This window comes from Legionella sp. PC997 (genome assembly GCF_014109825.1).
In the GTDB taxonomy this organism is placed as follows: Bacteria; Pseudomonadota; Gammaproteobacteria; order Legionellales; family Legionellaceae; genus Legionella.
This window is the reverse complement of sequence record NZ_CP059576.1, coordinates 2074103-2086593: the sequence shown is the minus strand read 5'-3', so window position 1 is coordinate 2086593 and position 12491 is coordinate 2074103. Positions and strand designations below refer to the sequence as shown.

Sequence of the window (12491 nt, the reverse complement as noted above, 5' to 3'; positions counted from 1 at the left end):
TATGAGTCAGTTTTTTGCATTACATCCTGATAATCCACAGGCTCGTTTATTGAGAAAAGCGGTGAATATTATTGAGGAAGGGGGATTAATTGTTTACCCTACTGACTCAGGTTACGCGTTGGGTTGTAGTTTAGGTAATAAAGCGGCACTTGAACGTATTAGAAAATTACGCCAATTGGATAAAAATCATAACATGACTCTGGTATGTCGGGATTTATCTCAGCTTGGGACTTATGCCCGTGTATCCAATCCAATATTTAGATTATTGAAAGCATTTACGCCCGGTTCCTACACATTTATTCTTAATGCAACCCACGAGGTGCCACGATTAATGCTGCATCCTAAAAGAAAAACCCTAGGATTACGCGTCCCCGATAATATGATTACACTTGCACTATTAGAGTGTCTCGAAGCTCCGTTAATGAGTACGACATTGATTCTCCCGGGTGCAAAAGCCCCATTGAGTGAACCTGAAGCGATTCACGATCTTTTAGGGCATCAGATCGATTTAGTTATTGATGGTGGTAATTGTGGACAAGAACCCACAACGGTAATTGATTTGACTGGTGATTATCCAGTGATAATTAGGGAGGGTAAGGGTGATCCCGAACCTTTTAAGTAATAATTAATATTTATAAAGAGGATATTGATGTCAGCATTATTTAGTTCCAATAAACGAGTTGTTTCTGGAATGCGTGTCAGTGGAAGATTACATCTTGGGCACTACCATGGTGTAATAAAAAATTGGATTAAATTACAACATCAATATGATTGCTTCTTTTTTGCAGCCGATTGGCATGGCTTAACTACACAATATGATGAGACAGGTTTTATAGAGAAACATTTGTGGGATATGATTGTGGATTGGCTGGCTTGTGGAGTAAATCCTGGATTATCACGAATATTTATCCAATCTTGGGTTCCAGAACATGCAGAATTGCACTTACTTTTATCCATGATTACACCGTTAGGGTGGTTGGAACGGGTACCGAGTTTTAAAGATCAACAAGAAAAATTAAAAGAAAAAGACTTATCAACCTATGGATTTTTAGGTTATCCCTTATTACAAAGTGCTGATGTTCTTATCTATCATGCTGATTATGTTCCTGTTGGTGAAGATCAAGTATCACATATTGAGCTTACTCGAGAAATTGCGCGTCGATTTAATCATATCTATGGTAAAGAACCTAATTTTGAAGAGTTGGCAGCCGAAGCAATTAAGAAAATGGGTAAAAAGAACGGTAAGTATTACAGCGAGTTGCGTCGTCAATTTCAGGAGCATGGAAATCATGAGGCAATTAAAACAGCACAAGCTTTGTTAGAAGATCAACCTAATTTATCTATTGGTGATAAAGAGCGTCTCCTAGGTTACTTGGAAGGAAGTGGCAAAATAATTCTACCTGAACCTCATCCATTACTTACCGAAACTGCAAAAATGCCTGGCATTGATGGACAAAAAATGTCTAAATCTTATCATAATACAATTATGTTAAGAGAGCCTCCTGAACAGGTTGAGAAAAAGATATTAACTATGCCCACTGATCCAGCGCGAATCAAACGAACAGATCCTGGTGAGCCAGAAAAATGCCCAGTTTGGCAATTTCATAAAATTTACTCGAATAATGAAATTAAAGATTGGGTTCAAAAAGGCTGTCGTTCAGCTGGTATTGGTTGCATTGAATGCAAACGACCCATCGTTGACGCGGTTAATAAAGAATTAAAACCTATCCAGGAAGCAATTACGGAATATGAGTCTGATTTGAGTTCAGTAAAACGAATTGTTTCTGAAGGAAGCGAGGCCGCACGAGAAGTCGCTTGTAAAAATTTGAGTACCGTACGAGAAGTTATGGGCCTCGATTATTGATGTCTGGACGTTGTATGGGTACTTTTGAAAAATCCTTGACGAATATAATAGTGTCCAGGTTTCACTACTTCACCAACTTTACAGTACCGATTTATGTTGATCTTTGAAGGTGTCTGCAAGGAGCCTAATAAAGAATGAGTTTTTAGCATGGATATTGAATTAGCAAGTAAACCAGAAGTAAAAGCAATTATTGACGGTAAGGAGCTTACGGAGCTCCCAGATGATTTGTTTATTCCTCCTGATGCACTAGAGGTGCTTTTAGACTCTTTTAGCGGACCTCTAGACTTGCTTTTATACCTTATTCGCAAACAGAATATTGATATATTGGATATTCCAATTGTTAGTATCACGAAGCAATATTTGCATTATATTCAATTAATGGAATGCAGACGTTTAGAATTAGCTGCTGATTATTTATTGATGGCTGCAATGCTTGCAGAAATTAAGTCTCGATTGTTGCTTCCGGCTCCTCCTACTAGTGGAGAGGAGGAGGAAGAGGATCCTCGTATGAGTTTAGTACGAAAACTTCAAGCCTATGAACAAATAAAAGTTGCTGCGGAATTGCTCGATGCACTTCCACGACAAGAGCGAGATCATTTTCAAATTCAAATTGTTCCTTCTGAGCTTGAACGTATCATAGTTCATCCAGACGTACAGTTAGAAGATTTAATTGCGGCAATGAAATCCCTATTACAAAGAGAAGAGCAGACAAGCCACCATCAGGTTTCACGCGAAGTATTATCGGTTCGTGAGCGAATGAGTCATGTATTAGCGCTTCTCCAAGAACATAATGTTTTAGAATTTAGTCAATTATTTTCAATCGAAGAGGGACGAATTGGTTTGGTAGTTTCTCTGTTAGCCATTTTAGAATTAGCGAGACAATCACTCATTGTGATCACGCAAAACGAAGCATTTTCTTCAATACATTTACAGGCAGCATAAGATGGATGAAAAGGAATTAAAAAACGTAGTTGAAGCGCTACTTTTAAGTTCGAATGAACCACTCTCAATAGATAGACTGCTAGAGGTATTTGATGAATGGCAAAGGCCAACTAAAGAACATTTAGTGGTTATTATTAATGACTTAAAAGAAGACTATACCTCTCGATCCATTGAGCTTATCCAAGTTGCTGCTGGCTTTATTATCCAAACGAGAAAAGAATATAGTAGCTGGGTTGCACGAATGCAAATTGAAAAACCGAGTAAATATTCTCGTGCTTTGCTTGAAACTTTAGCTATTATTGCTTATAAGCAACCTGTTACCCGAGCTGATATTGAGGAGCTTCGTGGTGTGGCGGTAAGTAGTCAAATAATAAAAACCTTATTGGAGCGAGAATGGATTCGGGTTTCTGGTTATAAAAATGTAGCGGGTAAGCCCGCTGTATACACGACTACAAGAGAATTTTTGAATTATTTTAATTTAAAATATTTAAATGAACTTCCAACCTTACCTGAGGTTATGGAAGCATTAACTTTACATAATCCTAATGAAGAGTATATTACTGAATGAGCAGCGAAAGGTTACAAAAAATACTAAGTCAAGCTGGCCTTGGATCTCGACGAGAAATGGAGCGTTGGATAGAAAATGGCTGGGTCCAAGTTAATGGCAAACCAGTAAAATTAGGTGACTCAGCAAGTGCCGAAGATAAAATCACTGTAAAAGGAAAGTTAATTGCTAATCCCCTTAAAGTGAGGCAAAACACCCGCATTCTGCTTTACCATAAACCTGTAGGTGAAATATCAAGCCGTCATGATCCTAAATTTGAGAAGACCGTTTTTGATCATCTACCTCATTTACGACAAGGCCGTTGGGTTCAGGTGGGTCGTTTGGATTTAAATACTTCTGGTTTACTTATCTTCACCAATAATGGTGATTTAGCGAATCAATTAATGCATCCTAAATATGGCTTAGAAAGAGAATATGCAGTTAGAATTCATGGTCAAGTGAGTCCGGAGGCTTTAAATATTTTACAAAAAGGTGTGGAACTTGACGATGGAATAGCTAAATTTACACGTTTAGAATTCCGGGGTGGAGAAGGATCGAACTCCTGGTATCATGTGACTTTAAATGAAGGACGTAATAGGGAAGTACGACGTTTATGGGAGTCCCAAGGTGTTGAAGTAAGCCGATTGATACGCATTCGTTATGGTGTATTAACTATGCCAAGATTTTTATCGCGTGGCCAATGTTATGAATTAACGCCCAAAGAGGTTACTGAGTTTTTAGCTTCTTTGCCTAAAGAATAATTTATATCAGTACCTTTAATATAGGGAATTTTGTCGTCATCCCTTGCAAGACGCGGGATGACGGGACGCGGTATTCAAGAGGACTGCCCAAATGGGTCGACCCTACATTTAATTTTAAGCAGTATATGTCTTTTTCTCTTTACTAAAAGGCTTTAATGATTCTGCAATTTGTTTATATAATTCAGGAAGCCATCTCGGTTGTGCAAAGGTAGTGGTGGATGGTTTGCTCTTACGTAAATCATTGGGTGCGATAATTACCTGAATATTACTTAAACCTACGCGACGTGCCAAAATAAAAAGTTGATCTATAGCGAGATCTCCCACAGCCAGGCAACCCACAGATAAGTTTTTACCATGGATAAAAATATTATTGCCTAAATTTCTTCTCCCATCTTGATAACCTTTTTGTTTATCAAAATTATTGGGGTAATTAATCATCATTGACAAATGCATACTGCTGAATGGATTAAAATTAACTAATTTATAAACACCTTCAGGGATTTGTTTATCATTTTCACGTAACTTAGGACCTAGCCGACCACTGAATCCTGTTAAAGGGTAATCATGAATATGTTTCCATGATTGATTAGAGTCTTTAGCCCAGAGCTCCACTTTTCTTTCGGATTTAAAAGCAAGTAACGCAATATCACTCGGAGGATAACTTACCTTAGCTTTTGAGAAATAAGATTTCAATTGCGGTTCGACACGTAAGCCATATCGTTTAATTGCTCGGTCGACGGCTTGATCCCAATTAAGTTTAGGTGCCATAGCAAAGCAATTCAGGCTAAATATCATTATGACAAATGCAAATAACCGTTTCATAGAAATACTAGAGTGATGGATTGTTGGCATGTTATCAAATATTAATACAAAGAACAATTTAACCTCCCAGACTTCACGTGCAAATATAATCATGTAATGCTTTTTATTGATTTTCTTCTCAGAATGGATCAATAGATTTAACTTTTATTTTTTTGTTTGAGTAGCATTTGTTTTTTTATGGGTAATGACATTTGTGTAGTAATGAAATCGGGGCTCGTTGCTAGATGGCCTACAGAGGGTAATAGACCATAATAGTTCGGACAAAGGTAGGCGACAGAACTGTCTCGATCAATTTTATAAAATACATACTTACTATCACAATATCCAGGCTTGTCAAAGAGGGCCACCTGCATAACGGGTGTTCCTTCCATCTTATTCTCTATAAAGAATGCATTAATCCACAGATTGCTAATCAGAATAAATGCTCCCACAACTAAAAGTGCATTAACAAAAGTATATGCGTATTTAAAAGCAGGGGCATTTATACTTAAATGCGATATGACTTGTATTAGGGCAAGGAGCAAGATAAGTAAATTAAATGAATAAATTCCTGCATTAAGATAGTTAAAATAGGTTCCAAAAATTTCATTTCCAGAGAATTGAAAATGAATGAGAAGTGCAATAAGGCTCAGCCAAAGAGATGAAATAATGTAATAAATAGCGTGTCGTTTTATTCCAATAATAAAGAGTACTAGTGCAATTAATGGAAAAAGACTTTGGATTAATTTTCCCAGTGTATACATTTGAGTCATACTCTAAAAATTAAGTGATATTTACTTTAAAACTATATAGTTATATCAGTATTTTTGGCATCTGTATAGATTGTATTAAGCTTGAGTTTAAGTGTAATAAATTATCGTTGCCCTGAGGATGTTTTCCTTTTTAATCGATAATCTTGAGAGTATGTAGGAGAACTGTATGGACGATGTCCTAATAAAGTTACTTGAAAAAGCTGTGTTGTGACATGGTTAAAAGGTAGTGTCATTGTTTTCTTTAATAAGGGTTAAGTATGGTTCTGTTGGATATATTGTTGTTTTAATCATACTCTCTGGCAATTTGATTTGTTTGACTACAAAAGGATTTTCAGTTTTAAACAAATAACTTAATGGATTTATTAAATTTGGGAAATAACCCTGATTACTCATTTTCTTATTTGCACGAGTGGATGGATGAACGCTACCTATCCATAATGGCTGATTTGATTCTAATATATTATAACTTGACTCCCAAATTCTTAATTCCAAAGTTAACTTAGTTTGTTGATCGGAATAGGTCATTATCAACATGGGCGGCTTATTTTCATACAACTGAGTAAACAATGGCAATTTAACGCTGTTTGGTTTTTGACTCATTCGCAAAAGTAAATTGGTAAAAAATGAATCTTGATGCGGTTTCCATCCATTCTTTTCTAGCGAATTTTGAAGTGTATCTAAATTGCCTGAGAATTGAATGTTCAATAAACTAATTCGTTTACCTATCCGACTAAATTGGTAAATTGGTAAAGTTGGCTTTTCTTGCCCCCACCAAGTTTTTTCGCTTAAAGTAAATTTTTTATGATAGGGAGTATGGTTGTAAGATAAAGTTTTGAAATTTACATAGGTTGAGCCAAATGAAGGTAAAAAAATACCGATAAAAAGCAAAGAAATTAATAGTAATGACGGTATCGTTTTTTGGTGTGGGATATTAGATTTTCTATAAATCAAACAGTGAATCAAGCAAATTGTTGTACCCGCAAAGTACGATGCCAAAATGTCTGTGAGCCAATAATCTCCTAAATATAACGCACCTAAACCACTAAAACCAAGAATTGTAAATACAATTGACTTTGACATGTTGGTGAATAAATCATAGGTATTATTAAGATAGAATAAAATAAATCCATACAATGCAGTAGCAATTAAAAGATTAACTGCAGGAAAAGAAGAGCCTGGCATAACAATCAATAATCCAGACGGTCTAGGAATATGGAAAAAATAAATAAGGGATAGTGCTAAAAAACTACTAAAAATAATAAGACTGCATAAATAAACTATGGCTATTCTATTTTTCTGATAAATAAACCAGCCACAACAAATAATAAAGAGACTTAATATCGTTGTTGAAGATGTTAATTGAGTACAAAAGATAAAAAATACTTTTAATGTGGGGGTATTAAAACTTTGTAGAAATAAATAAGTGGGGTAATTAACTGAAGCAAGATATTGTGTCCCAACTGTTAGTCCTAAAAGTATGAGAAAAAAAAGCAGGCAAAACATGGTTATCAATACCAGTGCAGCAGTATGGTAGTGATTTGATTCACCCTCAGGTGTAAGCATGCGGTACACGTAAACAAAAACAGAGTTGTCTTTAAGCTTTAGCCAGAAAGTATGTAAGTAAAGCTTTAAAATAGAGCTTAATAACCCAACAATTCGCTTTATGAATAAACTAATAAACCAAAGTACAGCAAGTAGAATAAGGATTAATATAAATAATCGTGTTGCGCTTTCAGTAGAGAGTTCATGACTTGCCGCTCCTATTGCAACACCCGGCATAACATATAAAATAGACCAGCCAATCGCTGATAAAACATTTGCTACAAAAAAACGCCAATGCTGCATATGTAGTATCCCTGCAATTACGGGAATAATTGAGCGTAGGGGTCCCACAAACCGACCAATTAATACACTTTTGCCTCCGTGTGTTTCAAAAAAATCTTTGCCCCATTGTATCCATTTGGGATATTTACTAAATGGCCAAATTTCAGTCAATCGATCGCTATAATAATAACCCAGGATATAACTAAGGCTATCTCCAACAACGGCCCCTAAAATCGCTGCCAATAAGGTAAGATCAATACGCATAATTCCGGAGCCAGCAAGGATACCTATGGCGGTCATAGTAACACTACCTGGTACAATACTACCTATAATTGCAAGTGATTCAGTTAGAGAAATTAGAAATGTGATAAATAATGACCAGTGAGGGTTTTGTTGCAACCAAACAGTGAGTGGCTGTACGTAATCTACGAACAAGTTCATATTTTTTTCAGCGATAAAATTGTTGCAGAAAATATTGCACGAAATGCTGATTGACTTCGTCTATTTGCACGGTAGGAACAAACTGACTTATTTGAGTCATTTCCATTTTTGCAAATCCACATGGATTTATTCCTGAAAAAGGTTTTAAGTCCATATCAACATTAAGGGCAATTCCGTGATAAGTACGCCCATTTTTAACTCTTAATCCAATTGACGCAATTTTTTTCTCATTAACATATACACCCGGGGCGCCACAATGTATAGAACCTTCGATTTGATATTGTGCAAGCACGGAAATCAGAATCTGCTCCAATTGACTCACCAATGATCTTATCCCTAAATTTTTCCTATTAATATCCATTAAGACATATGCAACAAGCTGGCCTGGTCCGTGGTACGTCACTTGTCCTCCACGATCCGACTGTACTACAGGGATAGATGCAGGATTTAGAATATGTTCGGGCTTACCTGCTTGTCCTTGAGTATAGACAGGGGAATGCTCCAAAAGCCAGAGTTCATCTTGTGTATGTATGTCTCGGTTTTGGGTAAACTCTTTCATTCGCAGCCAAACATCATTGTAATTTTGAATACCCAGCTGTTGTATTTTCATTATAGAACCATTTTCACGTCGGGATGTTGGGTAATGGCTCTATAAAATGTATCAAGCATTTCTTGATTTCTAGCATAAACCGTCACAGTTATTGCTAGATAATTGGAGTCTTTACTCATTTTATGAGTCAGCGCATCTTCTGTAATATCTGGAAAGTGAGTGAAAGTAATTTCTCTGATTTCCTCTAGAAAAACAGTTGAATTGATCCCTATGATTTTTATAGGAAAATCACAGGGAAATTCAATTAAAGTTGTTTTTTCCATTCTTAAACCCTATGGCTTAGGAGCCAAACCATCGTTTAAAGGCCAAACGTATTGAGTCCTTTGTTCGAGTATAAAAACCGCCTGATTCAACATCTTGCAAAGCATACAGTGGTCGAGTTGATACTACGTTATTGTCAAATTGAACCACCAGGTCACCTATTTTATCACCTTTCTTAATGGGAGCTTCAAGGTAAGAAGGAGCTTTTGTAGAAATATTAAGACGTTGATACTGACCAGTCGGAATAGTGATATATTGATCTTCATTTAGTCCTACAGCTATTTTATCAACACTTCCTTTATAAAGAGGAAGCTCGGAAATTGATTGTCCTGATTTGTAAAGCTGATGCGTTTCAAAGAACCTGAAACCATAATTGAGCAATTTTTCGCTATCATCGGCACGAGAAGAATCACTGGGTTCACCAAGAACAACAGCAAGTAAACGCATATTGTCACGTTTTGCAGAAGATACGAGACAAAAACCTGCTTCATTCGTGTGACCAGTCTTTATACCATCCACTTGATTATCGCGCCATAACAATCGGTTTCTATTGGGTTGACGAATGCCATTGTAGGTAAACCACTTTTGCTTATACCAATCATAATATTGTGGAAAATCATTAATTAAGGATCTTCCAAGAATCGCTAAATCTTTTGCCGTAGTATATAGGTTAGGATCAGGCAAACCCGTACTGTCAGTAAAATGGCTATTTTTCATTCCCAGATTTTGAGCTTGCTGATTCATAAGATCAGTGAAAGAATTTTCAGTTCCACCAAGATGCTCTGCCATTGCCACACAGGCGTCATTGCCGGAGTCAACGATAATTCCTTTGAGCAGGTCTTCAACAGGAACTTGTTGACCTTCTTTAATAAACATACGTGAGCCACCTATTTTCCAAGCCTCACGACTTACTCGTACATTATCAGTGAGGTGAATTTGTTCATGATGCAGGGCACTTGATATCACGTATAAAGTCATCATCTTAGTTAAACTTGCTGGAGGTAAACGTTCTTCACTATTTTTTTCAGCAATAATTTTGCCGCTGTTTACGTCGATAAGTATGTACGCTTTCGCATTAAGAATTGGGGCTGCAGGAGTAACTAAAGGTTTATCATTCACGGTTGGCGAAGGTCTTTCCAAATCCGCAGTAGGTTTTGGAGGTAAGGAATCTACCTCAGCTATTGAATTTGTTGATTGTACAAATAATGTAATAATAAACAAAGTAGTTAATAAAATAGACGTTGCTCTTGTCATGTTGTTATCTAGTCCCATTGCAAAATGCGAATATAGTACCACAGCCTTTTGCCGGCAACAAAATAGCAGATGAAAAATAATGAAATTTTTTTCAAAATAAAATAAATCTTCGAAATTATGTGATATTTCTGTATATTAACCAGAAAATAATAATTAAAAATGGAAAATATGCGAAAGATACTTATTGCCGTGACGATTATATTAGCCGGTTGTCAAACTACAAATCAGTCTCTTGATTCAGCATCAGCAGGAAGCAAGCAGCCTACACGACAAGTAACTCAGAATAAGAACAATACAAATAATTCCATATATAACCGTTATAAGAATAAAAACCATCGATATACCCAGCGCCAAGATGGAGCCCCAGCAAAAGCTAAAAAAATAAGTTTTAAAGAGCCGGTACCTTCCAAAGAGCCTTTGAGTCGATATGGCAACATATCAGAATATTCCGTTGATGGACGTTCATATCAAGTAATGAGAAGCTCATCAGGATATAAAGCAAGAGGAATCGCTTCCTGGTATGGCACAAAATTTCACAAACAAAGAACTTCAAGTGGGGAGCCTTATGATATGTATGTCATGTCCGCTGCACATAAAACTTTACCACTGCCCACATATGTAAAAGTTAAAAATCTAAATAATGGAAAGGTTGCAATTGTTAAAGTAAACGATAGGGGACCATTTCATTCAGACAGGATTATTGATTTGTCCTACGCTGCGGCTTTAAAACTCGGTGTCTTTCCAAAAGGGACTGCACCGGTTGAAATTGAAACATTAATGGGACCTAAAGGACAGGCTCACTATTATCTTCAGGCTGGAGCTTTTACAACCGAAGCCATGGCGAAGCGGTTAAAAGAAAAATTAACTCATATCACTCCATCCCCAGTATATATTGAGCATTACAAGCAGCATTATATTGTGAGAGTTGGTCCATTTGGCTCTAAAAATATGGCCGATAGTCTAAAACGCAAATTAACACTTAATGGAGTGAAGGGTTCTTTTTCCGTTTTAGTTTAATTCATATGAATTTTGATGGCTTATTAATGGATTAATGGATAAAATTATCACGTCAAACTTTCAGAACATTTGAATTATTATAGTAATAAAATTGTATAGGCCTTATGTACTAGCGCAGTATATATCAATTTTGTGTTTAACTTCTTGTTCTAGTGTGCTTAATCTGGCTTACAATGTTCTTTATTAAGGTTGGTTTTATTTTAATATTAAGGTGCTGAATCAATGCATGATGGCTCTGTGTTTTATACCATATTTTTAATTTTCGCAGGAGCAGCATTTCTATCCACCTTGGTTCTTTACACCAAACAGTCTTTGCTAGTTGCATATATTCTTTTGGGTGCAGTATTTGGACCATGGGGTTTAAAGCTTGTATCTGATGTGAGTATTGTCAAACAAATTGGTGACGTGGGAATAGTTTTCTTATTATTCCTACTTGGATTGCATTTGCAGCCACAAAATCTCGTGCATATGCTTAAGAAAGTTACATGGATTGCTTTAATTAGTTCTGCTCTTTTTGCAGTTACTGCATATTTTATTGGCAGGTTCTTCGGGTTGACAGTGGCTGAATCATGGATTTTAGGCGCTTCAATGATGTTTTCAAGTACCATTATTGGATTGAAATTATTACCGACGACTATCCTACACCATCAACATACTGGTGAGGTCATGATAAGCGTATTGCTTATGCAGGACGTTATTGCAATCATTGTATTGATCTTAATTAATGGAGCCCAGCAAACAGGTGGTTTCTCCATAGATGATATTATTTTAGTAGGCATTAATTTACCTGCTTTGTGCCTTTTTGCATTTGCTATTGAGAAATATGTTTTAATTCGGTTGCTGGCTCGTTTTGATAGAACTCAGGAATATGTATTTTTATTATCAATTGGTTGGTGCTTGGGGTTATCAGTTCTTGCACAGAAGATGGGGCTCTCAGAAGATATTGGTGCTTTTATTGCTGGAGTTGCACTTGCAGCAAGCCCAATCTCCCTTTTCATTGCAGAGAGTTTAAAACCGTTAAGGGATTTTTTCCTGGTCATGTTTTTCTTTTCAATCGGAGCAACTTTTAACTTTGGTTTGGCACAACAAGTTATAATTCCTGCGCTGATTTTGTCTGCTTTAGTGCTTCTTCTTAAACCAGTTTTATTTTATTTACTTCTTGAAAAATCGGGTGAAAAGAAACATGTTGCCAAAGAGGTAGGGATACGATTGGGACAAGCAAGTGAGTTCTCATTGCTGGTTGCCAGTATTGCCTTGAGTACCGAACTGATTTCGAATAAAGCTTCTAATTTAATTCAGGCAACTACTATATTAACTTTTATTGTTTCATCGTATTTTGTTGTATTGAAATACCCCACACCCATAGCATTCTCTGATAAAATGCGTAAGGACTAAAATA

Annotated in this window: 13 protein-coding genes; 7 read left to right on the top strand and 6 right to left on the bottom strand. The window is 36.4% G+C overall.

The window, feature by feature from the left end; genetic code table 11:
• Position 1: 1 nt before the first annotated feature.
• The 5 genes from HBNCFIEN_RS08880 (at position 2) to HBNCFIEN_RS08860 (ending at position 4111) form a co-directional block, all read left to right on the top strand.
• A complete protein-coding gene (locus tag HBNCFIEN_RS08880) occupies positions 2–622 on the top strand; it encodes an L-threonylcarbamoyladenylate synthase (RefSeq protein WP_182390753.1) in 621 nt (206 codons plus the stop codon).
• Positions 623–649: 27 nt separating this feature from the next.
• Positions 650–1864 carry a tryptophan--tRNA ligase gene (locus HBNCFIEN_RS08875; protein WP_182390752.1) on the top strand — a complete coding sequence of 405 codons (1215 nt, stop codon included), beginning with the start codon at positions 650–652 and terminating at the stop codon, positions 1862–1864.
• A gap of 147 nt (positions 1865–2011) precedes the next feature.
• Positions 2012–2806 carry a ScpA family protein gene (locus tag HBNCFIEN_RS08870; protein WP_182390751.1) on the top strand — a complete coding sequence of 265 codons (795 nt, stop codon included), beginning with the start codon at positions 2012–2014 and terminating at the stop codon, positions 2804–2806.
• Position 2807: 1 nt separating this feature from the next.
• Complete coding sequence (scpB, locus tag HBNCFIEN_RS08865) at positions 2808–3374, top strand: SMC-Scp complex subunit ScpB (RefSeq protein WP_182390750.1); 567 nt, start codon at positions 2808–2810, stop codon at positions 3372–3374.
• The gene (locus HBNCFIEN_RS08860) at positions 3371–4111 is read left to right on the top strand and encodes a pseudouridine synthase (RefSeq protein WP_182390749.1); all 741 of its coding nucleotides are present in this window, start codon (positions 3371–3373) and stop codon (positions 4109–4111) included. The genes scpB and HBNCFIEN_RS08860 overlap by 4 nt, the downstream gene beginning before the upstream one ends.
• A gap of 114 nt (positions 4112–4225) precedes the next feature.
• Here the strand turns inward: HBNCFIEN_RS08860 and HBNCFIEN_RS08855 are convergent, their stop codons facing one another.
• The 6 genes from HBNCFIEN_RS08855 to HBNCFIEN_RS08830 all read right to left on the bottom strand — a co-directional run bounded on the left by HBNCFIEN_RS08855 (position 4226) and on the right by HBNCFIEN_RS08830 (position 10075).
• Positions 4226–4933: a murein L,D-transpeptidase family protein gene (locus tag HBNCFIEN_RS08855; RefSeq protein ID WP_182393662.1), complete on the bottom strand. Its 708-nt coding sequence runs from the start codon at positions 4931–4933 to the stop codon at positions 4226–4228.
• Between the two features lie 137 nt (positions 4934–5070).
• Positions 5071–5676: a type I secretion system protein LssZ gene (locus HBNCFIEN_RS08850; protein ID WP_182393661.1), complete on the bottom strand. Its 606-nt coding sequence runs from the start codon at positions 5674–5676 to the stop codon at positions 5071–5073.
• A 225-nt stretch (positions 5677–5901) separates the two neighbouring features.
• Positions 5902–7950 (bottom strand): bifunctional DedA family/phosphatase PAP2 family protein, encoded by a 2049-nt coding sequence (locus tag HBNCFIEN_RS08845; protein WP_182390748.1) that lies wholly within the window; start codon positions 7948–7950, stop codon positions 5902–5904.
• A gap of 7 nt (positions 7951–7957) precedes the next feature.
• Positions 7958–8560 carry a lipoyl(octanoyl) transferase LipB gene (gene lipB / locus HBNCFIEN_RS08840; protein WP_182390747.1) on the bottom strand — a complete coding sequence of 201 codons (603 nt, stop codon included), beginning with the start codon at positions 8558–8560 and terminating at the stop codon, positions 7958–7960.
• Positions 8560–8823 carry a YbeD family protein gene (locus HBNCFIEN_RS08835; protein WP_182390746.1) on the bottom strand — a complete coding sequence of 88 codons (264 nt, stop codon included), beginning with the start codon at positions 8821–8823 and terminating at the stop codon, positions 8560–8562. The genes lipB and HBNCFIEN_RS08835 overlap by 1 nt, the downstream gene beginning before the upstream one ends.
• Before the next feature lie 16 nt (positions 8824–8839).
• A complete protein-coding gene (locus HBNCFIEN_RS08830; RefSeq protein ID WP_182390745.1) occupies positions 8840–10075 on the bottom strand; it encodes a D-alanyl-D-alanine carboxypeptidase family protein in 1236 nt (411 codons plus the stop codon).
• Between the two features lie 168 nt (positions 10076–10243).
• Here HBNCFIEN_RS08830 and HBNCFIEN_RS08825 point away from each other — a divergent pair, with 168 nt between their 5' ends.
• Entirely contained in the window at positions 10244–11092 is an 849-nt protein-coding gene (locus HBNCFIEN_RS08825) for a septal ring lytic transglycosylase RlpA family protein (RefSeq protein WP_182390744.1), read from the top strand.
• A gap of 222 nt (positions 11093–11314) precedes the next feature.
• Positions 11315–12487, top strand: coding sequence for a cation:proton antiporter (locus HBNCFIEN_RS08820; protein WP_182390743.1), 1173 nt, complete (start codon positions 11315–11317; stop codon positions 12485–12487).
• Positions 12488–12491: the final 4 nt, after the last annotated feature.

Coding starts and splice junctions, on each gene's coding strand:
- HBNCFIEN_RS08880 (WP_182390753.1), top strand. CDS start 2: ATGAGTCAGTTTTTTGCATTACATCCTGATAATCCACAGGCTCGTTTA.
- HBNCFIEN_RS08875 (WP_182390752.1), top strand. CDS start 650: ATGTCAGCATTATTTAGTTCCAATAAACGAGTTGTTTCTGGAATGCGT.
- HBNCFIEN_RS08870 (WP_182390751.1), top strand. CDS start 2,012: ATGGATATTGAATTAGCAAGTAAACCAGAAGTAAAAGCAATTATTGAC.
- scpB (WP_182390750.1), top strand. CDS start 2,808: ATGGATGAAAAGGAATTAAAAAACGTAGTTGAAGCGCTACTTTTAAGT.
- HBNCFIEN_RS08860 (WP_182390749.1), top strand. CDS start 3,371: ATGAGCAGCGAAAGGTTACAAAAAATACTAAGTCAAGCTGGCCTTGGA.
- HBNCFIEN_RS08855 (WP_182393662.1), bottom strand. CDS start 4,933: ATGAAACGGTTATTTGCATTTGTCATAATGATATTTAGCCTGAATTGC.
- HBNCFIEN_RS08850 (WP_182393661.1), bottom strand. CDS start 5,676: ATGTATACACTGGGAAAATTAATCCAAAGTCTTTTTCCATTAATTGCA.
- HBNCFIEN_RS08845 (WP_182390748.1), bottom strand. CDS start 7,950: ATGAACTTGTTCGTAGATTACGTACAGCCACTCACTGTTTGGTTGCAA.
- lipB (WP_182390747.1), bottom strand. CDS start 8,560: ATGAAAATACAACAGCTGGGTATTCAAAATTACAATGATGTTTGGCTG.
- HBNCFIEN_RS08835 (WP_182390746.1), bottom strand. CDS start 8,823: ATGGAAAAAACAACTTTAATTGAATTTCCCTGTGATTTTCCTATAAAA.
- HBNCFIEN_RS08830 (WP_182390745.1), bottom strand. CDS start 10,075: ATGACAAGAGCAACGTCTATTTTATTAACTACTTTGTTTATTATTACA.
- HBNCFIEN_RS08825 (WP_182390744.1), top strand. CDS start 10,244: ATGCGAAAGATACTTATTGCCGTGACGATTATATTAGCCGGTTGTCAA.
- HBNCFIEN_RS08820 (WP_182390743.1), top strand. CDS start 11,315: ATGCATGATGGCTCTGTGTTTTATACCATATTTTTAATTTTCGCAGGA.